Here is a 22,607-nt window from a genome sequence, read left to right on the forward strand (position 1 = left end):
AAAAACAATTTATTAAAATGCTAAGAAGTACATAGCAAATACATGAACTACTAATAAGATAATAGCAGTAGGTGCTTGATATTTTATTACGTCATATTGATTTTTACATTCAAGTAATGCTGATGGTACTATATTAAAGTTTGCTGCCATTGGTGTTAAAAGTGTTCCACAATATCCAGCAGTAAGTGCAAGTGCACCAACTATTACAGGATTAGCTCCTTGTGCAAGTACAAAAGGAACTCCAATTCCAGCTGTAATTACTGAAAAGGCTGCAAATCCATTTCCCATAACCATTGTAAATAATGCCATTCCAAGAACGTATGCAACTACACCAAAGAATCTATTATCTGCTGGTACAACACCTGATATATATTTAGATATGACTTCTCCAACACCAGCTTGTGTAAATAATGCTCCAAGTGCAACTAATAATTGAGGAAGCATACTTGTTGGTCCCATCTGATGAAGAAGTCTTGCACCATCGTTTACAGCTTCTTTTGGTTTAGCTTTAGTTATAATAAAGGCAGTTATTATTGCAGCTATGGCACCAACCCCTATAGCAAATTGTGATGAATTTTTAAAGTTTGTAAGAACCATAGCAACTAAAACTGCTGCAAATGCTAATACTAATGAAGGAACGAAAATCTTATTTTTGATCTTTTTAGAAGCTTTTTCACCGTCTTCTTCACTAGCCATATCATATTTTGCAAAAACAACTTGTTTTGAAAGAGTTAATAAACTTGATAATACTAATATTCCACCAACTACATTAGAAGGTAAAACTTTACCAAAAATAAATGGTAGAGAAATAAGTGCCCAGAAGGCAGCTGTAAAATATCTTTTATTTGAATCTATTGTTGTAAATGATTTATATGCTATTACAAGCATAAGTAACCCCATAATTACATAGAAAATTTCTAGCGATATATTTATAAAGTTTTGCATATAATACCTCCAATCTTTTTAAAACTATTTCTGATATTTTTTAGCCATCTTTTTATCATATAAATAGTTTTGAAGTACTGAAATTAAAAAGGCTATTACAGCCATTACTATACTAGCTTTTGCTACATCTAACGCTGTAACGTTATAGCCAAATTCAGTAAGAGTACTTGAAATTAAAAGTACACCTGAACTACCGGCAAAAAGATTTTGTCCAAAGAAATTACCATAGTTTTCAGAGGCTGCTGATAAAGCTTTTATCTTTTCTTCATCTTCCTCATCTATTTTTTCGTATTTATTAGTAGCTGCCGCTTGAGCCATTGGATTAACTAGCGGTCTAACAAATTGAGGATGTCCACTTATTCTGATTGAAAGGGCACCTGTAATTTGTCTAATTAAAGTATAGGCACTTAAAACACCACCAGTTGTAAGTTTCCCTAATTTTTTTACTAAAAATATTGCTCTTTGTCTTAGGCCATATCTCTCTAAAAGACCTATAACAGGTAGAGTTAATATAAATAGAGAAACAGCTCTGTTAGCTACAAATGATTGTCCAAGAACTGTTAATATTTCATTTAAATCCATACCAGCGACTAAGCCAGTAGCTAGTCCAGCAACTAAAACTGTAAATAGAGTTTCAATCTTAAAAACAAACCCAAGTATTACAATTAATATTCCTATTAGTTTAATCATTAACCATACTCACTCCCATATCCGTAATATAAAGGATAATTAATTAAAAATAATTTTCAGAATATTTTAATTAATTTATACCTTTTTTAAAATAATATACTATTTTGTTCACAATTTCAACATATTTTTAATAATATCGACATAAAATAAGAAAAATATAGTAATAAATGGACGAGGATTAATAGTTAAAGATTAGTTGGAGAGTTAGTTAAAAGAAAAAAATGTGGCTAAATTAGCCACATTTTTATATTCATGTTAAATTAGTAATTTATAATGCTTGCCAAGCTTCAGTAGTTCCTGGTGCTTGCCCTTGTACCCACCATTTACAAAGATACTGTTTTCCATGATATATAACTTTGTCTCCAGATGTATATATTTTACTTGGATCGTAGGTATCAGTTTGAGTAGGAGAGCCTACTGTTACTGTACAAGTTTTAGTAGTTTTAACTCCTTTGCTATTTGAAACTTCATAAGTTAGTTTATAAGTTCCAGCTTTTGAAGTATCAACAGTACCAGTTACTTTTATTTTACTTGTTAAATCACCATCAGTTTTATCAGAAGCAGTTATACCATCTAATGGGTTAAACTTATCATTAATCTTTAAATTAACATCTTTAACTCCGGAGATAACAGGAGCTTCTTTTTCTGGAACATTTGATATATTTTTACCTACAGGCTTTGCACCATTAAATGTAAGATTTCTAACACCAGAGAAGCAAAGTCCAATCATACCTTGGACTTCAATTGTTGCTCCAGGATCAATGCTTTGCCAAGCTCCACCAGTTAAAGTTACAGTAGTAAAATCTCCATTGTCCTTTAATGATGAAGTACCACCCCATGAAGATTTATATATAGCAGACTTTGGAAGGTCGAAGGAAACTTTCCAACCACCGTCTATTTTAGTATTAGTATGATTAGTTAATTTTAGGCTATAAGTGTAGTTTGGATGATCATATACTCCAGAGAAATTAGCCTCAACACCGATTTCAGGAATATCTTTTAAATCTTCATTAGTTTCTGTACATAAACCTATTTTATCTAGGCCTTCTTTTAATCTTTTAGTTAAAGTATTACCGAAAGTATATTTTCCTTCATTAACATTAGTTGAGCCTTTTACATAGTTTGGATTTTCTCCATAATCACCATTCATTACCCAAATTAAAGCTCCACCTAGGTTCTTTTCTTTTATATAATTGATTCTTGCATCGATTGATTGTTCATTTTCAAATGATAGGAATACCTTTTCATTATCTTGCCATACATAAGGAACTTTACCTACGTCATCCCAATGTACTTTTAAGTTAGGATCTTTTTCTAATAAGTTTAAAACATGCCATAATGGGTTAGCGCCGGCAGGTTCTAGGTTACCGTCTCCATTTAGGTCATCACCCCATATGTTGTATTTTCCTGAGGCTGGTGTTTTACTTGTACCATGAAGTCCATTTGTTCCACCTTGAACGTTTTCCCAGCCTCTAGTATAGTATGGGATTCCCATAATTATTTTTTCAGGAGGAAGAACTCCGCGATAATATCTATATGCCCAGTCCATACAAAGTACAGGCATTAACATATTGGCAGTTTCTTTATCTGCAGGGTCTGGGTAAATGTTAGCTAAGTTTTCAACAAATTCATTCCATCCACCATGGAAATCATAAGACATAACACTTAAGAAATCTAGATATTTTGCATATTCATTTGAAGAAACGCCACCAAGTACCCATGAAGATGCAGTTACTGCAGCTGTTAATAAATAAGGTTTGTTATCTTCAGCAGAAGCTTTATCTAATTTTTCTCTTAAAGTTTTCATCATTAAATTATATCTTTCATTGATTGTTTTTCTTCTAGGTTCTGAAACATCAAAATCGTCAGGATTTCCACTTTGTGAAGTAGAGGATGGATATTCAAAGTCTATATCGACCCCATCAAAACCATATTGTCTAATGAAATCAACACATGAATTTGCAAAGGTTTCGATTCCTTCATCAGTATCTAACATAGTGTAAAAGCCTCTAGAGCCAGCCCAACCACCAACTGATATAAGTAAATCTACGTCAGGATATTGTTTTTTCATAGTTTGTAATAAATTGAAATGTCCTTTATAAGGGAGGTTTTTATCTAATTCTAAAGGTTTTCCTTTGTGTGTTATATTAATGTCTTTAAAGTCCTCTTCAATTGCAGCATGTTTATCACCAAATGCTATTTTATTTGTAGCTGGATCAACCATTGCAAATGAATATTGAATATGAGTTAGATAGTCCCACTGAAGATCACCTACATCGAAATACCCTTGGGCTTCACTTTTATAAGCCCATTCAGGGAAGTACCCAACAACTTTTCTCTCAAGCTGTTTTTCTTTTGAAACTTCTACTTTCTTTTCTTGAGTAATGGTTTTCGCAGAAACTGGAGATGTGAATGTTGAAAATGCTACGGCTGTCACTAAAAGAGAAGATAAAACCTTTTTTAGTTTGCCTTTTTTCATTTTTAGGACCCTCCTTAAATATTAAATTTTAGTACTCTCTTTTATAATATAACTTGTGGTAAATATTTACAATGGGTTTTAGTAAAAATATTAAATTTTAATGAAAAAAATTAACGACAAATTTAGTGAGAATAAAAATTTTTTAAAGAAATATGGGGAGTTAATTGCCATATTAAGAAGGAATGAATATAATATTAACAATTTTGTTAACATATTGACAATATTTTCTTAGGGGCATAGACTTAAAATAGTTGGCGCCACAGTATGAAAATATTAATTTATATTAAGTTCAGCAGGAGGCAAAACTCCCTCTGGATAAATTTATTTTATAAAGAGGTGAATTGTAATGGGAATCAAGGATACCATAACAAAAGGAACAAAAGAAGCAATAATAAAGGCTGGAGTACAAATATTAGAAAAAGATCCTGAAAATAATGTGGACAAGATATTTAGTATTATTAGAAAAGGCATAAGAGATGAATTTTCTAAAGAAGGAATAGATGAAGTAGAAAGATACTACAATGAAATACCAGTAGTACATGATTTTATTCAAGATATACTTAAAACTACAAATAAGAATTGTTTAACAAAATTCTTTGCAAACTTTGTTGGAAACTCAATGTGGTATGGAATACCAAAGAGAGAAAAAATGGGAAAAAAATTAGATACTAAAATACCATATACAATTTTAATAAGTCCATCAATGAGATGCAACTTAAGATGTACTGGATGCTATGCTGCAAACTATAGTAAAAAAGATGATATTCAATTTGAAGAAGTAGATAGATTAATAAAAGAAGCAAGAGATTTAGGGATATACTACATAGTAGTTTTAGGTGGAGAACCTTTCTTTAATGAATCAATGCTTGACATATATGAAAAATACAATGATATGTATTTCACACCATTTACAAATGGTACTTTATTTGATGAAAAACTTGCAAATAGATTAGCTGAACTTGGAAATGTTATGCCAATGTTCTCACTTGAAGGTTTTAAAGAACAAACAGAAGGTAGAAGAGGAGAAGGCGTATTTGACTCAGTTATGAAAGGAATGGATCTTTTAAGAGAAAAAGGAATACCATTTGGAGTTTCTTCAGCAACTGCTAGAAATAATATTGATATTGTAACTTCAGATAAATATATCGATATGTTAGTAGAAAAAGGTGCTAGAATGATATGGTACTTTATGTTTATGCCAGTTGGTGATGAACCTATAAAAGATATGGAACTTATGTTAACTCCAGAACAAAGATTAAAACTTGGGAAAAGAACTAGAGAAATTAGAATGAATAAAAAGATATTCCCAATAGATTTCTTTAATGATGCACCTTACGTTGGAGGATGTATTGCAGGAAAATACTACTGCCATATAAACTCTAAAGAAGATGTTGAACCATGTATTTTCTCTCATTTTGCTACTGATAATGTAAAAGGTAAACCACTTGCAGAAGTTTTCCAAAGTGCTTACTTTAAAGAATTAAGAAAGAGACAACCATATAATAAGAATTTATTAATGCCTTGTCCTATGATAGATAATCCAGAGCAAATAAGAGAAATAGTAAAGGTTACTGGTGCAAAAGCTACACATCCAAGTGCTGAACTAATGGTGACAGATAAAGAATTCATGGATAAATTAGATAATCTTGCTAATGAATTTAGTAAATATGCAGAAAAGGAATTTAAAGAAGAATTCAACGGAACAGGAAATTATGATTTCTCAAGAGGCTAAAACTAAATAAAAGGATTAATAGAAGAACCATCTAAAATAGTAGATGGTTCTTCTATTAATATAATAAATTACTTTTCAATATTAATATTGAAGATGTTAATTAATAATGTATACTTAATAGTATATTAATAAAACTACTATTATAAAGAGGAGGTACTATATCATGAGTAGTATGGAATTATATAGGGATATGATAGAGATATACAGAGAAGCGGACTTAGAATGTAACTGTAAACTTACTAACATTCTTCAAAAAATAAATAATAAAGGTGCATTATTAACAGCAAAAGAGCTTATAAGAGAAGATATAAAGGAAGATGGATTAGATGTACTAATGAAATGTGGAAGAGAAGATATATCATTAGAGAGTTTAATATTAAGCAATAAATATAAAGATTTATTTAATGATGAAGATAGAGAAATATGTAGAGATAGACTTAAGAATGCAAAAGTAGAAGAATAAAAAGTCCTAAGGGGCTTTTTTATTTTATTCATATTTAAATAAAAAAGGTGTAATAAAAAAGTACAAATATGGTACTAAAGTAATATTTTATGACAATTTGTAAATAAAGTGTTAAAAATATATTGAAATTATGAACTATATAGTATATGATTTTAAATGTAGCAACACTCAATTAAATATTCCTTATGAGGAATTTCTAAATTAATAAAATTTAACAAAGGAGGAAGTTTAGGGAGAGAGAAGTTTAATGTACTATCTAATGATAGTTTTTTATAGCAAGCATATTAAGTTAGGGTACATCTCATTATGAGATATTTCAATTATGAGATTAAAGGTTTAATGTTGCATTACTTGTGGGGGCAAGAAGCAGCAAAGTATTAAAGTATTTTATGAGAGTTTTTTCGCGATGAGGTTAAAGGGAATCGCGTGGGTTTATGGGTAAAAGAATAATATGATTATAGAGCAGTTTAGTATAAGGGAAATACTAGACTGCTTTTCGTTTATATATTTTTAATAAATTGTAAATACGTTGACATAAAATATATTATTTATATAGACTATATTATGAAGTATTTTATAATAAATTTAGATACAAATGAAAAAGAGGTATATTTATGAAGAAAAGAAAAATTAGTAGTGTTATTGGGAATTGTATATTTTATTTATTTATAATTGCTGTAATAGCAGTTTGTGCAATTAGCATTACTGGAAGCAAGGAAGGAAAACATCCTAGTATATTAGGATATAGTAGTTATTATATTTTAACTGGAAGTATGAAGCCTAATATAAATCCTGGTAGCCTAGTTATAGTAAAGAATGGTACGGATCAAGACATAAAGGCTGGAGATGTAATAACATTTCAAGGTAAAGAAGCTAACAACATAATTGTTACTCATAGAGTTAAGCAAGTTATAAATGGAGGAAAAGAATTTATAACTAAAGGGGATAACAATAATACAGTAGATCCAGTAGCTATAGAAAGAAGTCAGGTAATTGGAAAGGTAATGTTCCATATACCTTATTTAGGGGAAGTATCACAATTTATACAAAAGAATTTAGTAGTTATAATAATCATTATATTAGCTATTTTCGGAATATCTTTTGTATTAGATAAGAAAAAAGGAACAAAGAAGTCTTAATAGGCTTTTTGTTCCTTTTTGTCGAAAAGCATATAAAAATGTATAAAATGAAAACAAATATTTAATAATTTTTGAACTTTATTGATAAAAAAATATAAAAATGGTATTATTTACGTGAAAACAGTCATAAAAATTTGATAGAAGCTATGAAACATATTCTGTATATGGGCACTTGGGATATGTGGAGCTAGTAGTGCAACCGGCTAATTATTTTTATTCTAGTAATAAGTAATTAGTCTTTTTTTATGTGAAAAATAATTAAATAATAGAAGCATTGAAATATATCCTGTATATGGGCACTTGGGGTATGTGGAGCTAGTAGTGCAACCGGCTAATATACTTATTTGTAAAGCTTAGCCTATTTTTTAGGCAAAACACTTACAGAAATATCTATATTTTGAAAAAAATACAAAGGGAGAGGATACATATGAAAAAGAAAAAAATAATAAGTGTTATAGCAGCAGTAGCGGTAGTAGCGTCATTAGCGGTAGGATCATTAGCATACTTTACTTCAAAGGAAACTGTTAAAAACTCATTTAGTACAATTGGTCAAGGTAATGAAGATAAAGGCGGAGATGCTGGAATAGATATAGTAGAAGATTTTAAACCAGAGCAAGCAAAAAATATGATTCCTGGAGATACAGTAAATAAAGATGTTCAAGTAGATAGTACAGCAAATTATCCACAATTTATAAGAGTTAAATTAGATCCAAATTGGGTTGATTCAAATGGTAAAATAAATGTAGATTTAAATTCAACAGATAAAGACGATATAATTTTAAATTGTGTCAATACATCAGAAAATATGGAAAATAATAAATGGTTTAAAGCAGGGGATTACTATTATTATATTGCATCAGTACAACCAAAAGGACAAACTGGAGATAAAACAGCCAGATTATTAGATTCAGTTACATTAGCAAGTGATACTGAAAAATCAGTATTAGGAAACGGATTTACAGTTGATGTAACAGCGGAATCAGTCCAAGCATCAAATGATGCAGTAGAACAAACATGGAAAGATGCTCCATCAAATGTAATAGCTAAATTAAAATCATTACAAATGCAAGGTAAAACTGAACAAAATACAACAACTAAATAATTAGATGTGTTTAGGAGTGATATTATGAAAAAAGTATTAAAAATCTTTGTAATATTAATTTCACTTCTTTTAGGAATATCAACTAATGGGATGGCAAAAGAATTGCCATCCTATAATATTACATTAGATGGAGATAGGATACATTTTATTTACACTAAAGATAATAGTGATAAATTTTTACAGGGCAAAAATATGATGCCAGGTGACTCTGTAAGCGGAACACTTACTATAGAAAACCATCTAAAAGAACCATTTAACGTATTTCTAAGAGCTGAAAGAGTCGGGAAAAAGGAGAAAATTGATTTAGCAAAGGTTTTAAATCTTGTAGTAAATTATAATGGAAACAATATATATAACGGAAGTGTTAGTGGAGAAGATGGACTAAGAAAAGATATAAACCTTGGAGTAGTAAATCCAGGAGAAAGAAAGGTCTTAGAAGCAAAAGCAATACTTGATGGAAATGCAACTGATAATAAATATAAAAATAAAAAATTAGATGTTAATTGGGTTTTTACTGCTATAGGTACTAATGATAATTCAAAGATAATATCTAGTGATAATAAAAATACAATAAATGACTCCACAAATAATAATATACTACAAAATGGGTTTAATAAAATAAAAGCTATAATTCCTAAAACTGGGTATAATGGTATGTTTGGAGTTGGAGCTATACTTATAATTTTAGGAATAATATTATTAGCAATTAAGGTTAGAAACTCTAGAAAAGAAAAGGCTTTATAGCTAAATAATATTAATTGGAGTGTATTTAAATGAAAAAAGTAGGAATAGCAATAGCAACAATTATTTTAACAATTACTACAGTTGCATCTTTAGCATATTTAACTTCAAAAGAAAGTGTAAAAAATAGTTTTGGAATAGGTAAGATTGAAGCAACTGTAGTTGAAAACTTTGATGAAAATAATGCGAAGGATTTATCAACAAATAAATCGATAGAGAAAACTGTAGCAGTTACTAATACAGGTAAAAATCCTGAAATAGTTAGGGTTATAATTAATCCACAATGGAAAGGAAAATCTAATGATAATAATATACCTGTATCAGCTTCAAATCAAGTTAAACTTAATTTTAGAAAAGGATTTGAGAATGATTGGATAGAAGGAAAAGATGGATATTATTATTATAAACATATATTAAAGCCTAAGAATAACAATACAGGTTCTTCAGAAGGTGATGAATCTAAGACAAGTACTTTATTAGAGTCAGTATCAATAAATAAGAATATAACAGATGAAGAAAAAAAAGAATTTTCAAATAGAGAATTAGTAGTAAATGTTTCAGCAGAAGCTATACAAGTAAATTATGATGCTATAAAAGAGAGCTGGAATATAAATAATACTATGGATAAAGATGTGCTTAATTATTTTGATGAACTTATAAATAAGAAATAAAAGAAAGGAGGATAAATATGAAGGGCTTTAAAAGAGTTATAGGTGTTATGCTTAGCCTTCTTTTAATAATAAATTATACTGTGCCACAAGCTGCTAATAAGGAGAAAAAAAGCAGTGATTTAACTAGTAAAGTTATAGAGATACCATTAACTTGGACAAGAAATACTATGAATGAAGTAAATTCTGTAGCTTGGAATAAATATAATTCAAGTCAAATAGAAAAAGCAAGTTATATTAATGGATTTTTTTATAGAGATAACTCTGGAAATAATAATCTTATATCTCCAGATAATTTTAATGGTATAGATACAGGAAAAACCTTAAGAACCAAGTATATTTTAAGTAGTGCTAATAAGAATTCCTATACTATAGATTATAAAACATTAGAGAAATGGTTTGAAAGTGGAAACAAAGATGGAAAGGAACCTTATCCATTAAAAAATAATTTAGAATGGGGAGCAGTAAACAATACGGCACAAGGCTGGGATCAATCAACTCCTAAAGATTATTATACACAAGACTGGAATTTATTTAGGGGAATAGTAGATTTAAACAATGTTAAAGATAGTAATGGAAATACAATAGATCCAGAGGAATATAATTTCTATCTAGGCTCTCCAAATGACCATGCTATGTTTATTGGGGCAAATGACCTTATTTCTGTATTTGTTGATGAAATGGCAACGGAGATAAATTATACCACAACTCAGCAAAAAGGTGAATCTGCTAAGAAAATAAAATTTATTCAAGGAGATGGAAGTACAAAGACAGTAACTTACAAGCAAGAGTATCAAGGGAAAAGTGGTTCTGGAATCTCTGCGTTTCATGATAAATGTATAGCTAAGGAATTACCAAAGTACAACAATATAATTGATGGGTGGCATGTTGATTTAAATGATCCAGTTCAAGATAAAGATGGAAACACAGTTTTAGGAAACGTTACAAATATAATTAGGAGTAACAGATTTGGATCACAACATATGATTGATCTTTTAACTAGTGAATGGTGTAACTGGGGTGGTGTTACAAAAGTTTGCTTATATGCTGTAAAGAAACCTACTATGAAGGTGGAAAAGGTTGCTTATGTAAAAACAAAAGACTTAAACGGACAGAAATTATCAGCCGATAGTATAGCAAAAGAACAAGAAAATAATGATGAAATAATCTTAAATACAAAAGAGAATACACCTAAGGTACCTGCAAATGTACCAATTTACTTTAAATTTATACTGTCTAATACAAGTGATACAGAAATTGATAATATAGATTTAAATGATATTTCATTAGAACAGGATTATAATTCTTCTAATATTAAGAATAAAGGAAGTTCGCTTAATTCGCTTAAGATAATAGATGCTTCTGGAAAGAAACATGGGCTTGATAAATTAGAACCACACAGTAAAATAATCTTGCAAGATGAAGATAATTTAAAATATATTGAGAAATCAAATAATTTTAGTAATTTAAATAGGGTTATTACAAATAAAGTTGAAGCAACAGGAAGTTATTTCTTTAATCAATTAACTATTAAGGATGAAGATACTGTAAATATACAAGAGATTTCCCCTAAACTTAATATTACAGTTAATAAAGAAATCGCAAGAATTATAAGGGATGGAAAAGATGTAGATGTAAAGAGTAACCCTTCACTAATAAAAGGTGATGATGTTCTATTTAAGATTTCTATGAAGAATAACACATTAAATGGAAAGAATCCAATAAACGTGGATAAACTATCTTTAGAAGATACGTTAAGTGGATATATTGGAGAAAATAATAGTTATAATAAATCAAAGTGGAAATTCCTAATTAACAATAATAATAAATCTGAAGAGCTTGGAAGAGAGTTTACTATCCCTGGTGGAAAAACGTTAGATGTTTATACTTGGTGGAAAGTTGATTCAAATGATCTTACAAAGGGAAAAAATGAAGTTAAAGTTAAAAGAGAAGGAAATGATATTGCAGAAAGTGAAGTTTCGTTCCCTATGAAATCAAAAAAAGGAACTGTTAATGTTACTAAAGTTGTATCTAATTATAATTCATTAGATAATGAAGATAAAAAGTTAGTAGATAATCAATTATTTACTATAAGATTAAAAGGTGAAGATGGAAGTATACAAAGTATAGCATTAAAAAATGGACAGACAGGACAATTCCAAGGACTTACTTATGGAATAAAGTATACAGTAGTAGAAAGTATTCCATCAAAATACAAATTAAATTCGATAAGTGATAACAATGTTACAGATTTAGATAATGATACTAAAACATTAACATTTAATATGGATGAAAAAGCAGATAAATCAAATGTTCAAATTTTAAATGAGAAATATAATAAAGGTTGGTTTGATTGGATAACTAATAAAATAAATAACTTAAAGACAGCTGAAAATATATAATAAAAAAGAGGTTTAATAATTATTAATTAAACCTCTTTTTATTATAAGTAATTATCATAAAGTATTTTTAGTTTGTAATATTTCTAAAAGTATTAAATGCTCCCTAAAAATATCATTTAACACCTTTATTAATATAATGATTAAAATCTTTTATATTAAAAGTCCTATATTAAAAATCCTTATTAAAAATTAAAGCAAAACAAATTATTTAAGTCTTCTTTAGTTAAAATTCTCATTATACACCTTCTTATTTTATTATTAAATAATACCATATTTACATAATACTTTTAATATTTGTGATATTATAAGTAGGAAGAAATGGTTTAAAAAATTTAAGGGAATTGGGAGGTAGAATTTAGTTTTGAGAATACTATTTACATATTTATTTAAAAACATATGGGAAAAGAAATTAAGAAGTATACTTATAGTATTTGCAATTGCAATTACAACTGCAATGACATTTGCAGCTTTTGGTACATCAGATAATTTTAAAGACATGGTAACAGAAAAAAATAAAGCTGAATTTGGAGATGCAAATATATTAATATCATCTAAAGAAAATTCAAATAATCCTTTTTTAGATGAAAAAATTTTAAATGACAATTTGAAAGATGACAATAAAGTATATATATTTAATGGAAGTGGTTTATTTAAGGAAAATGACAAATCACTTAGGGTAAATATTATAGCGCCTAATAATATAGAAAATCTTCAAAAGATTAATCCTATAAATATAAGCTGTAATATAAATGATCTTAGTGAAGATGAAATTATAATATCTAAAAGGGTAGAGAAGGAATTTAATTTAAATGTAGGAGATAAATTAAAGATTAAAACTGAGGATAAAGATATTAATCTTAAAATAAAATATATAGCACTACCGGATGGTATATTTACTGAAAAGCCAGGAGAAATGACTATTGTTATAAGTAACAAAGGGTTATCAAAGCTTTTAAATAGAAAAGAAGTAATAACAACAGCATTAGTTAAAAGTGATAAAGGTGTAGATGAGCTAAATAAAACAGATTTAAAAGAATATTCTTTAAAAGAAACATTAAATTTAGATGATTTACATTCATTAGTAAAACAATTTACAATACCATTTTATATAATGCTTGCTATTGTAGTTTTAATGGCAGCGTTTATTATTTATTCTTCATTTAAAGTTATAATAATAGAGCGTATGGGCGTAATAGGTACATTTAGAAGTATCGGAGCCACAAAAATAAAAACAGATATAATAATTTTATTAGAAAGTATTTTTTATTGGGTAATTGGAGCAATTTTTGGAGGCTTTTTAGGAACTCCTATTTTATATTTATTAAATGAAAGCTCTAATCAATTTAAGGAGTTTGGAATAGAGACTACTGTAAATTTCTCTTTTAAAAATCTTATTATAGCACTTTTATTATCGTTAGTATTATGCCTTATAAGTGCAATTATTCCGATAATAGGGATAGGTAAATTCAATATTAAAGAGATAATACTTGGTGAATATACTACAAACTCTACTAAGAATTCATCTATGTGGGTAGTTGGAATTCTCTTTATAGTATTACCGTTTATTTATATATATAAATTCGAAGATACAGGAAGCTTCATTCTTGGAGTTTTAGGAGCATTTTTAGTAGTGATTGGAATGAGTATGATAATACCAATTATATTTAAAGTACTATCAATGACATTTAGAAAAGTATATAGATTTATATTTGGGAATATTGGAATACTTGCATTAGAAAATGTGGGAACTCTTAAAAATTTAATTAATAACGGTATTTTAATATGTGCAGCACTTGCAGCAGTAACTGCAATATTTATAGCATCTTTTAGTGTAAAAAGTATAATAACAAAATCTTATGATAGTGATAGTTATAACGTTGAGATATCAAACATTTCAAAAATGAATTACGATAATATATTAAAAGAAATGAATAAGTTAGAAGATAAAAATGACTTAACTTTTACTAATACTTATATTGAACATAACATAAGTATTAAAGATAAAAAAATGAATATAGGAATTCTTGAAGGAATTAATTATAAAGAATATAAAAACTATTTTAGTGGTGATGAAATTTTTAATGATTCATCAAATAGTGAAGAGGAAATACTTAATGAATTAAAAGATGGAAATAAAATAATATTAGCAGATATCTTTAAAAAGAAATATAAATATAAAAGTGGTGATAAAATCACTTTAGAAATTAATAATAAAGACTATGAGTATGAAATAGTAGGATTTTTATCTAATCCGATAAGTGCGCAAAAAAGAAATTGCTTAATAAGTGATAAAAGCTTTAAGAGTATGCTAAATAAAAAAATACCAACTACATTGCTTGTAAAAGGAAATAATATAAGTGAAAGATTACTAAAAAATGAATTAAATAAAAGCTTAGAAGAGTATGGAGTATCTATAAAGACAAAAGAAGAACTAAAAGATACAGAGCTTAAAAATAATGCAGGGCTTATGAGCTCACTTGAAAGTTTCTCTTTTATGGCTTTAATAATAGGTTCATTAGGAATAATGAATAACCTTATGGTTAGTTTTATGCAAAGAAAAAAAGAATTTGCTGTATTAGCATCTGTTGGTATGAGTAAAAGGCAAAGAAGTAAAATGATATTAATTGAAGGTATTACAATTGGTATAGTAGGAAGTATATTAGGGGTTATAACTGGAGTTTTAGTATGTGAATTTATACCTGAAATAAGTTTATCATTAGATACTTATTTAAAAGTTATAGTTCCTTATTATGAAGTTATTAAGCTTTGTATATTTGGAATTTTATTAATGATAATAGCATCATTAGTACCTGTACTTAAGGGAAGTAAAATCTCAATTGTATCAGAAATAAAATACGAATAAGAAGGGGAAGGGGAGAGTATATGGATAAAATAATAGAAGTAAAAAACTTATGGAAGGACTTTAGTGTAGGTAATGAAAAAATCGATATATTAAAAAATATATCTTTAGATATAGAAAAGGGAGAATTTGTTTCTATAATGGGACCTTCAGGTTGTGGTAAAAGTACTCTTTTATATTTAATGGGAGGATTAGATACTCCTAGTAGAGGTGAAGTATTATTAAATGGAATTAATATAAATAAGCTAAATGATAAGCAAATGAGTAAGCTTAGAAGAAAGGAACTTGGTTTTGTATTTCAATTTTATAATTTAGTTCAAAATCTTAGTGTAGAAGATAATATAATGCTTCCTATATTACTAGATGGAGAAAATATGAAAGATTATAAAAAAGATTTAAATGAGATATTAGAAATAATAGAGCTTTCACATAAAAGAAAAGCTACACCAAGAGAACTTTCAGGAGGACAGCAACAAAGAGTTGCAATAGCTAGGGCTCTTATAAATAAGCCGGAAATAATATTAGCTGATGAACCTATTGGAAACTTAGATTCAAAAACAGGTGAAGAAATAATGAAATTATTCCAAAGAATAAATAGAGAAAGAGGAATGTCTATAGTTAATGTTACTCATTCAAAAGAATCAGCAGAATATGGTACTCATATTGTTAACTTAAAAGATGGGATGATTTTAGAAAAAGCTTTAATATAAAAATTAAAAAGGTTATATCAAAATGATTTTATTTTGATATAACCTTTATTATTTTAAATAGTAACTATTTTTAAATTATCACTTTTAAATGAAATGCTATTACTAGATGCAAGAATTAATATAGTATCTAATTTTTTAGCAAGTCCATAATTAATAGCGATATTTCTAGCTTCTTCAATAAATTTATCTTTATCTTCAAAATCTTTATATATAAAAGGTATTATTCCAAATTGAATTGATAAATATCTACCTACAGATTCATTATTAGTTACAGCAATTATTGGTGACTTAGGTCTGTATTTTGAAATACTTCTTGCAAGATGTCCATCTTTAGTTCCAACTAATATTGCTTTAGCTGGGAACTTATTAGAAATATCAGCAACTGAAGATGCCATTAGGCTATCATAATCTAAAATTAAATCATTAGAAAAACTATTTTTGTATTCCTCATAATCTAGATTATTTTCACTGTCTTTTAATATCTTTTTTAGCATTAAAACAGTTTCTATAGGATATAAACCATAAGTTGTAGTGGTAGTTAAAATAGCTGCATCAATTCCATCTGAAACTAAGTTATAAACATCACTAACTTCAGCTCTTGTTGGTCTTGGATTTTCAGTCATTGAACTTAAAATTTGAGTTGAAACTATAACTAATTTATTTTTCTTATTACATTTCTTTATTATATCTTTTTGAATAAATGGTATTTGCTCAACTGGAACAGTTACACTAAGTTGTCCACGTGAAATTATTATTCCATCACTTAAATCCACAATTTCATCAATATTATTAACACTATCAATATTTTCAATTCTAGATATAACTTTAACTAAACCGTTACTATAATTAAATGCTAAATCTTTATATTTTTCTACATCACTTTTAGTTTTGATAGATGAACAGCTTAAGAAATCAAATCCCTCTATGCAAGCAAACTTAATATCTTTTTCAATTTCATCATTTATAAGTGCAGAGTTAATTATAGTATTTTTAATAGTTATTTGTTTGTTTTTAGAAATAGTACCACTAACTAATGCTTTGCATCTAATTTCTCTTCTTACTATATCGCAAACTTTAAATTGAAGAGAACCATTATCAATAAAAATAATATCATCTATATTTACCTTTTCATAAAGATAATTATTTGTAATAGCACAGTGAGTATTATCACCAACTAATTCACTGCCGCATAAAAATGTAAAATAGTCACCAGCTTTAATTTCATAGCTTTTTTCTTTAAAATTTTTAGTTCTTATTTTATTATCTTTAATTACTGCAATTAAAGATGTTAAAGTATTTAGTTCCTTATCTATGTCTCTAATATCTTTAACTATTTTTTGTATATCTTCATAAGAATAATTAAAAAAGTTTATTGAAATTGCATTTACCCCATTTTTTATAATTTCTTTTAGAGTATTTCTGTTTTGTATAGATTCTCCTAGTGTAGCTATTATTTTTGTCTTTTGCATTTAAAATCACCCCTTAAATTTATGGTTATACAAATTTAAAATATGTATATTAAAATTATACAAAGGGAAGAAAAGTTTTTTGTACATTATTGCATTTATTATTTAAATATTCACATTTAATTATAAAAGAGTATATAACTTAGCAGAATAATATTAAAATACTTATCTTACAAATTTGTAAGGTAAGTGAAATGTAATTCAATATGTTATATTTCTTATATAGAATAAAATAAATACATAAGATAATCATTAGTAAAAAAACGGAATAAAATAAGGAGTTGAAATAATGGAAAATATACTAGAAGTCCAAAACATAGAGAAATACTATGGCAATAAAGATAACGTAACAAAAGCAATTGACGGAATAAGCTTTAATGTAGAAAAGGGAGACTTCGTTGGAATAATGGGAGCATCAGGAAGTGGTAAGACTACACTTTTAAATTGCATCTCAACAATCGATACAGTTACTACAGGAAAGATATTATTAAAAGGAAAAGATATAACAAGACTTAAAGGTAAAACTTTAGAAAAGTTTAGAAGAGATGAACTTGGATTCATATTCCAAGATTATAATCTATTAGACACTTTAACTATTTATGAAAATATTGCATTAGCTTTAACTATACAAGGAAGAAAAGCAAAAGAAATAGATAAATTAGTTACAGATATGGCAAAAAGACTTGGAATAGAAAAGTTATTAAATAAATATCCATATCAAGTATCAGGTGGTCAAAAACAAAGAGTTGCAGCTGCTAGAGCTATAGTTACAGATCCTTCATTAATACTAGCTGATGAACCAACAGGTGCATTAGACTCAAAGTCAGCAAGACAACTTCTTGAAAGTTTTGAAAATATAAATGAGGAGCTTAAAGCAACAATTCTTATGGTAACACATGATCCATTTACAGCAAGTTATGCAGATAGAATCTTATTTATTAAGGATGGAAAAATATTTAATGAATTAGAAAAAGGAAATGATTCTAGAAAAGACTTCTTCGATAGAATAATTGAAGTTGTAACTCTTCTAGGAGGTGAAAACAACGATGTATTCTAAATTAGCCATAAATAATGTTAGAAAAAGTTTTAAAGATTATACAATATACTTTTTAACACTAACATTTGCAGTATGTATATTTTATAGTTTTAATTCAATTAGTGCTCAAAGTACAATGTCAGTTATAAATGATGGTAAATCAGATGCCATTAAGCTTATATCAACGCTTATGTCATATTTATCAGTATTTGTATCTATAGTATTAGGATGTCTTATTATATATGCAAATAACTTCTTAATTAAAAGAAGAAAAAAAGAACTTGGTTTATATATGTCATTAGGTATGGGAAAAGGTAAGATTTCAAAATTATTAGTTCTTGAAGAACTTATAATAGGAATTTTCTCATTAATAGCTGGAATATTACTAGGTCTAATTGCATCACAAGGATTATCAATTATAACTGCTAAGTTATTCGATATAAGTTTAAAAAATTATAAGTTTGTAATATCAGTGGATGGTATTATAAAAACAGCTATTTACTTTGGAATAATATATATATTAGTTATGATATTTAATACAATTATTATTTCTAAGTATAAATTAATTGATCTTTTAACTGCACATAAGAAAAATGAAAAAATAAAGATTAAAAATCCTATAATAGCAGGAATTGTATTTATCATATCATTAATTATGTTAGGTACAGCTTACTATTTAGTAAATAAAGTAGGATTAGATGTACGTACTAAAGAATTCCAAACATCTATATTACTTGGGATAGTAGGTACAGCAGCTTTCTTCTATGGATTAACAACATTTTTAATTATGGTTATTCAAAAAAATAAGAGAATATATTTAAAAAGATTAAATATATTCACATTAAGACAAATGAATAGCAAAATAAATACTAATTTTGCTTCAATGACAGTAATATGTTTAATGTTATTTTTAACAATATCAATGCTTTCAGTAGGTGTTAGTTTTAAAAAGCAAAATGTTGATAGTAATATGCCTTTTGATATGAGCGCATATACTTACGATATTAAGGATAACAATGTATCTCTTGAAAGTATACTAAATAAGAATGGATTTAAAATTCAAAAAGGCGATAAATATGCATACGTAACAATATATAAAGGTAAGGAAAAGTTAAGTGATATATTATCTAAATATACTTCTAGCAAAAACCTTGAAAGTTTAGTTAATATGGGAAATGTTGATATTATGAGCATAACTGATTTTAATAAGGTAAGAGAACTTAAAGGTGAAGAGCCAATAACTCTTAATAATGAATCTGTTTTAATTCAATCAAATGTTTCATTTATAAAAACAGAAGTAGATAAGTTTATGGAGGATAATACTAAAATAAAATTACAAGGTAAAGAGTATAACATAGCTAATAAGAAAGCAATAGTAGATGCTAATGCAACAACTGGAATGTCAGATATATTCTTTAATGTAATAGTACCGGATAGTTTAGTAAAGGGATTAACTCCAAGCACATATTACTTAAATATTAATTATGGAAAAAATAATTATGATACTTCAGAAAAATATTATACAGACTTCTTTAAAGATCCAAGCGCATTTAAAGATGGATTTATATTATCAAATACAAGAACAGAACTTCAACAACAAATGCAACTCTCAACTACTGTAATACTATATATAACTTTATATATAGGTGTAATATTCTTAATTTCAAGTGCAGCAGTTTTAGCACTTCAACAATTATCAGAAGCAAGTGATAGTGCTGATAGATATAATTCACTTAGAAGAATAGGTGCATCAGATAAAATGATTAATAAATCAATATTTATTCAAACATTAATATACTTTGCACTTCCTTTAGTACTTGCAATAGTTCACTCAATTGTTGGCGTGTATCAAGCAAATACATTTATATTAGCATTCGGAAATTCAAGTATAATAACAGCATCACTTGCTACTATGGGAGTAATTATAGTTATATATGGTGGGTACTTTATTGCAACATACTTCGGTTATAAAAATATAGTTAAGAAATTTTAATTAAAAGGAGAGTATATGAAAAAAATATTGGGGATTATTGTAATTGTAGTGGCGATAAGAGTGATAGTTGGGACAAATTTTTTAATAAATGTTGGAGCTACTAAATATTACGTTGAAACAAATTCAAATTATAAAAAAGATGGAGCATTATATTACTACACAATAAATGGATATGATAAAGATGGAAATGAAGAAAAATTAGAATTTTTTACACAAAAAGTTTTAAAAACAAATAGGTTTTTAAAAGTTTATAAGAGAAACAATGAGGTAAAAAGTTATGAAGAAGTAAAGAGTAGCGATTTACCAACTAAAGTAAAAGAGATATATCATATTAAATAAACATAACATATCTAAAGTCTTCTCAAATTAAAAATTGAGAAGACTTTATTTTTGAAATTAATTTAATTAAATTATTAAAATCATATATAATAAAAGAAAGAAGAATTTTAAGGGAGGTTACAGTATGTATAATATTACAATAGTCGAAGACAGCGATACTATAAGAGAAGAACTTAAAAAGTTACTTTCAAAATATGGATATAACATAAACACTCCAACAAATTTTGAAAATATAATTGAAGAAGTACATAGTTCAAAACCAGATTTAATACTTTTAGATATAAATTTACCCTATTTTGATGGGTATCATATATGTAGAGAAATAAGAAAAACATCAAAAGTTCCAATTATAATTGTTACAAGTAGAGATAGCGATATGGATGAACTTATGAGCATGAACCTTGGAGCTGATGATTTTATAACAAAACCATATAACACTCAAATTCTTTTAGTACGTATAGAGGCTTTACTTAGAAGAACATATGGTAGGGAAGAGCAAAGCAATAAATTAACTTATAAAAATTTTGAGTTAGATTTATCAAAGGGAATACTTATATCAGGTGATAATAAATTAGAAATAACAAAAAATGAAATAAAAATATTATCTTATTTAATGGAGCATAAGGGGGAAATCGTAAGTAGAGAGGATTTAATGGAACACTTATGGAACTCAGATTATTATGTTGATGATAATACTTTATCTGTTAATGTAACTAGAATAAGAAAGAAGCTTCAAGAGCTTGGAATAGAAAATGTTATAGAAACTAGAAGAGGACTTGGGTATATAATGCCATGAGATTTATAGATTACTTAAAAGATAAGTGCATATTCTTAATAATTAATTTAGGGATATTTCTTATTTTAACAATTTTCATGAATTTACTTAACTTTGGTAGTGCAGTAATATCTTTTTTATTTGCAGTATGGTTTGGACCATTAATACTTTATATGATAATAGAATTTATAAGGGAAAAGAAATTTTTTGATGATCTGAAAGAAATTACGGAAAATTTAGATAAAAAATTTCTAATTACAGAAATATTAAAAGAACCAGGATTTATTGAAGGAAAGACATTTTATAATGCATTAAGAGAAGCTAATAAAGATATGCATGAACATGTTAATATATATAAGAATAAGCAAAAAGATTATAGAGATTATATAGAAATGTGGGTTCATGAAATAAAAACACCTATAGCATCATCTAAGCTTATTATTGAAAATAATAAAAATGAAGTTACAACAAATATAGATAAAGAACTTAAAAAAATTGATGGAATGATTGAACAAGTATTGTATTATTCAAAAAGTGATGAAGCAAATAAGGATTATATAGTAAAAGAGTTTCCATTAAAAAATGTAGTTATGAACGTAGTTAAGAAGAACTCAAGAGATTTCATTGAAAAAAGAATAGCTTTAGAACTTGGTGATATATCAGAAAATGTGTTTACTGATATTAAGTGGGTAGAATTTATAATAAATCAACTTGTTGTAAACTCATTAAAGTATACAAAGCAGGGTGGTAAAATCAGAATAAGTTCTGAGAAAAATAAAAAGAATATAGCTTTAATTATAGAAGATAATGGTGTTGGAATAAGTGATAAGGATATTAAAAGGGTATTCTTAAAAGGATTTACAGGAGAAAACGGTAGAATATTTGGTAAATCAACAGGAATGGGACTTTATTTATGTGAAAAGTTATGTAAAAAGCTTGGGCTTGGAATAAGACTTACTTCTAAGCAAGGTATTGGAACAACAGTTAGGATAGTATTCCCACAGGGAGGAAAAACTAAATTTTAAAATATTAATATTATAGAGTTAAGTAAAAAATGCAGTGAATTA

18 protein-coding genes, 1 pseudogene and 2 riboswitches are annotated in these 22,607 nt (G+C 27.2%); of the genes and pseudogenes, 14 read left to right on the top strand and 5 right to left on the bottom strand.

Going from position 1 to position 22,607, the window contains the following annotated elements; translation table 11 throughout:
- Nucleotides 1-12: 12 nt before the first annotated feature.
- From ACZ5TJ_RS02575 to ACZ5TJ_RS02590, 4 genes and pseudogenes are all read right to left on the bottom strand, one after another.
- Nucleotides 13-945: a DUF979 domain-containing protein gene (locus ACZ5TJ_RS02575; protein WP_464201092.1), complete on the bottom strand. Its 933-nt coding sequence runs from the start codon at nucleotides 943-945 to the stop codon at nucleotides 13-15.
- Between the two features lie 24 nt (nucleotides 946-969).
- A complete protein-coding gene (locus tag ACZ5TJ_RS02580; RefSeq protein WP_464202259.1) occupies nucleotides 970-1,632 on the bottom strand; it encodes a DUF969 domain-containing protein in 663 nt (220 codons plus the stop codon).
- A gap of 271 nt (nucleotides 1,633-1,903) precedes the next feature.
- On the bottom strand, nucleotides 1,904-2,296 hold the full coding sequence (locus tag ACZ5TJ_RS02585) for an immunoglobulin-like domain-containing protein (protein ID WP_464202261.1): 393 nt from the start codon (nucleotides 2,294-2,296) through the stop codon (nucleotides 1,904-1,906).
- A gap of 6 nt (nucleotides 2,297-2,302) precedes the next feature.
- A pseudogene (locus tag ACZ5TJ_RS02590) lies at nucleotides 2,303-4,114 on the bottom strand (glycosyl hydrolase family 18 protein); the annotation flags it as partial.
- A 346-nt stretch (nucleotides 4,115-4,460) separates the two neighbouring features.
- Here ACZ5TJ_RS02590 and ACZ5TJ_RS02595 point away from each other — a divergent pair.
- From ACZ5TJ_RS02595 to ACZ5TJ_RS02635, 9 genes are all read left to right on the top strand, one after another.
- On the top strand, nucleotides 4,461-5,846 hold the full coding sequence (locus ACZ5TJ_RS02595) for a radical SAM protein (protein WP_464201094.1): 1,386 nt from the start codon (nucleotides 4,461-4,463) through the stop codon (nucleotides 5,844-5,846).
- 163 nt (nucleotides 5,847-6,009) lie between these two features.
- Nucleotides 6,010-6,309, top strand: coding sequence for a hypothetical protein (locus ACZ5TJ_RS02600; protein WP_464201095.1), 300 nt, complete (start codon nucleotides 6,010-6,012; stop codon nucleotides 6,307-6,309).
- A 614-nt stretch (nucleotides 6,310-6,923) separates the two neighbouring features.
- Nucleotides 6,924-7,448, top strand: a complete 525-nt coding sequence (locus ACZ5TJ_RS02605; protein ID WP_464201097.1) for a signal peptidase I — start codon at nucleotides 6,924-6,926, stop codon at nucleotides 7,446-7,448.
- Nucleotides 7,449-7,578: 130 nt separating this feature from the next.
- Nucleotides 7,579-7,662: riboswitch (cyclic di-GMP riboswitch) on the top strand.
- 44 nt (nucleotides 7,663-7,706) lie between these two features.
- A riboswitch (cyclic di-GMP riboswitch) is annotated at nucleotides 7,707-7,790 on the top strand.
- A gap of 85 nt (nucleotides 7,791-7,875) precedes the next feature.
- Nucleotides 7,876-8,550: a BsaA family SipW-dependent biofilm matrix protein gene (locus ACZ5TJ_RS02610; RefSeq protein WP_464201098.1), complete on the top strand. Its 675-nt coding sequence runs from the start codon at nucleotides 7,876-7,878 to the stop codon at nucleotides 8,548-8,550.
- 24 nt (nucleotides 8,551-8,574) lie between these two features.
- Nucleotides 8,575-9,294, top strand: coding sequence for a hypothetical protein (locus ACZ5TJ_RS02615; protein WP_464201100.1), 720 nt, complete (start codon nucleotides 8,575-8,577; stop codon nucleotides 9,292-9,294).
- A gap of 29 nt (nucleotides 9,295-9,323) precedes the next feature.
- Entirely contained in the window at nucleotides 9,324-9,962 is a 639-nt protein-coding gene (locus ACZ5TJ_RS02620) for a SipW-dependent-type signal peptide-containing protein (protein WP_320683602.1), read from the top strand.
- Nucleotides 9,963-9,979: 17 nt separating this feature from the next.
- Nucleotides 9,980-12,361, top strand: a complete 2,382-nt coding sequence (locus ACZ5TJ_RS02625; RefSeq protein WP_320683603.1) for a hypothetical protein — start codon at nucleotides 9,980-9,982, stop codon at nucleotides 12,359-12,361.
- Between the two features lie 361 nt (nucleotides 12,362-12,722).
- Nucleotides 12,723-15,224, top strand: coding sequence for an ABC transporter permease (locus tag ACZ5TJ_RS02630; RefSeq protein ID WP_464201104.1), 2,502 nt, complete (start codon nucleotides 12,723-12,725; stop codon nucleotides 15,222-15,224).
- A 20-nt stretch (nucleotides 15,225-15,244) separates the two neighbouring features.
- Nucleotides 15,245-15,931, top strand: a complete 687-nt coding sequence (locus ACZ5TJ_RS02635; protein WP_464201105.1) for an ABC transporter ATP-binding protein — start codon at nucleotides 15,245-15,247, stop codon at nucleotides 15,929-15,931.
- Nucleotides 15,932-15,984: 53 nt separating this feature from the next.
- Here ACZ5TJ_RS02635 and pyk read toward each other — a convergent pair whose 3' ends face one another.
- The gene (gene pyk, locus ACZ5TJ_RS02640) at nucleotides 15,985-17,400 is read right to left on the bottom strand and encodes a pyruvate kinase (protein ID WP_464201106.1); all 1,416 of its coding nucleotides are present in this window, start codon (nucleotides 17,398-17,400) and stop codon (nucleotides 15,985-15,987) included.
- 286 nt (nucleotides 17,401-17,686) lie between these two features.
- Between pyk and ACZ5TJ_RS02645 the strand changes: the two genes are divergently transcribed.
- From ACZ5TJ_RS02645 to ACZ5TJ_RS02665, 5 genes are all read left to right on the top strand, one after another.
- Nucleotides 17,687-18,454 carry an ABC transporter ATP-binding protein gene (locus ACZ5TJ_RS02645; RefSeq protein WP_464201107.1) on the top strand — a complete coding sequence of 256 codons (768 nt, stop codon included), beginning with the start codon at nucleotides 17,687-17,689 and terminating at the stop codon, nucleotides 18,452-18,454.
- Nucleotides 18,444-20,426 carry an FtsX-like permease family protein gene (locus tag ACZ5TJ_RS02650; RefSeq protein WP_464201108.1) on the top strand — a complete coding sequence of 661 codons (1,983 nt, stop codon included), beginning with the start codon at nucleotides 18,444-18,446 and terminating at the stop codon, nucleotides 20,424-20,426. The genes ACZ5TJ_RS02645 and ACZ5TJ_RS02650 overlap by 11 nt, the downstream gene beginning before the upstream one ends.
- 15 nt (nucleotides 20,427-20,441) lie before the next feature.
- Nucleotides 20,442-20,765: a YxeA family protein gene (locus ACZ5TJ_RS02655; protein ID WP_464201109.1), complete on the top strand. Its 324-nt coding sequence runs from the start codon at nucleotides 20,442-20,444 to the stop codon at nucleotides 20,763-20,765.
- 124 nt (nucleotides 20,766-20,889) lie between these two features.
- Nucleotides 20,890-21,561: a response regulator transcription factor gene (locus ACZ5TJ_RS02660; protein ID WP_464201110.1), complete on the top strand. Its 672-nt coding sequence runs from the start codon at nucleotides 20,890-20,892 to the stop codon at nucleotides 21,559-21,561.
- Nucleotides 21,558-22,565, top strand: coding sequence for a sensor histidine kinase (locus ACZ5TJ_RS02665; RefSeq protein ID WP_464201111.1), 1,008 nt, complete (start codon nucleotides 21,558-21,560; stop codon nucleotides 22,563-22,565). Before ACZ5TJ_RS02660 ends, ACZ5TJ_RS02665 begins: the two co-directional genes overlap by 4 nt.
- Nucleotides 22,566-22,607: the final 42 nt, after the last annotated feature.

It is taken from the genome of Clostridium budayi (assembly GCF_055396605.1).

What these genes read in the sequence shown, in the direction of transcription:
- ACZ5TJ_RS02575 (WP_464201092.1), bottom strand. Translation starts at nt 945, where the DNA reads ATGCAAAACTTTATAAATATATCGCTAGAAATTTTCTATGTAATTATG.
- pyk (WP_464201106.1), bottom strand. Translation starts at nt 17,400, where the DNA reads ATGCAAAAGACAAAAATAATAGCTACACTAGGAGAATCTATACAAAAC.
- ACZ5TJ_RS02655 (WP_464201109.1), top strand. Translation starts at nt 20,442, where the DNA reads ATGAAAAAAATATTGGGGATTATTGTAATTGTAGTGGCGATAAGAGTG.
- ACZ5TJ_RS02665 (WP_464201111.1), top strand. Translation starts at nt 21,558, where the DNA reads ATGAGATTTATAGATTACTTAAAAGATAAGTGCATATTCTTAATAATT.
- ACZ5TJ_RS02595 (WP_464201094.1), top strand. Translation starts at nt 4,461, where the DNA reads ATGGGAATCAAGGATACCATAACAAAAGGAACAAAAGAAGCAATAATA.
- ACZ5TJ_RS02645 (WP_464201107.1), top strand. Translation starts at nt 17,687, where the DNA reads ATGGAAAATATACTAGAAGTCCAAAACATAGAGAAATACTATGGCAAT.
- ACZ5TJ_RS02610 (WP_464201098.1), top strand. Translation starts at nt 7,876, where the DNA reads ATGAAAAAGAAAAAAATAATAAGTGTTATAGCAGCAGTAGCGGTAGTA.
- ACZ5TJ_RS02615 (WP_464201100.1), top strand. Translation starts at nt 8,575, where the DNA reads ATGAAAAAAGTATTAAAAATCTTTGTAATATTAATTTCACTTCTTTTA.
- ACZ5TJ_RS02635 (WP_464201105.1), top strand. Translation starts at nt 15,245, where the DNA reads ATGGATAAAATAATAGAAGTAAAAAACTTATGGAAGGACTTTAGTGTA.
- ACZ5TJ_RS02600 (WP_464201095.1), top strand. Translation starts at nt 6,010, where the DNA reads ATGAGTAGTATGGAATTATATAGGGATATGATAGAGATATACAGAGAA.
- ACZ5TJ_RS02620 (WP_320683602.1), top strand. Translation starts at nt 9,324, where the DNA reads ATGAAAAAAGTAGGAATAGCAATAGCAACAATTATTTTAACAATTACT.
- ACZ5TJ_RS02625 (WP_320683603.1), top strand. Translation starts at nt 9,980, where the DNA reads ATGAAGGGCTTTAAAAGAGTTATAGGTGTTATGCTTAGCCTTCTTTTA.
- ACZ5TJ_RS02650 (WP_464201108.1), top strand. Translation starts at nt 18,444, where the DNA reads ATGTATTCTAAATTAGCCATAAATAATGTTAGAAAAAGTTTTAAAGAT.
- ACZ5TJ_RS02605 (WP_464201097.1), top strand. Translation starts at nt 6,924, where the DNA reads ATGAAGAAAAGAAAAATTAGTAGTGTTATTGGGAATTGTATATTTTAT.
- ACZ5TJ_RS02660 (WP_464201110.1), top strand. Translation starts at nt 20,890, where the DNA reads ATGTATAATATTACAATAGTCGAAGACAGCGATACTATAAGAGAAGAA.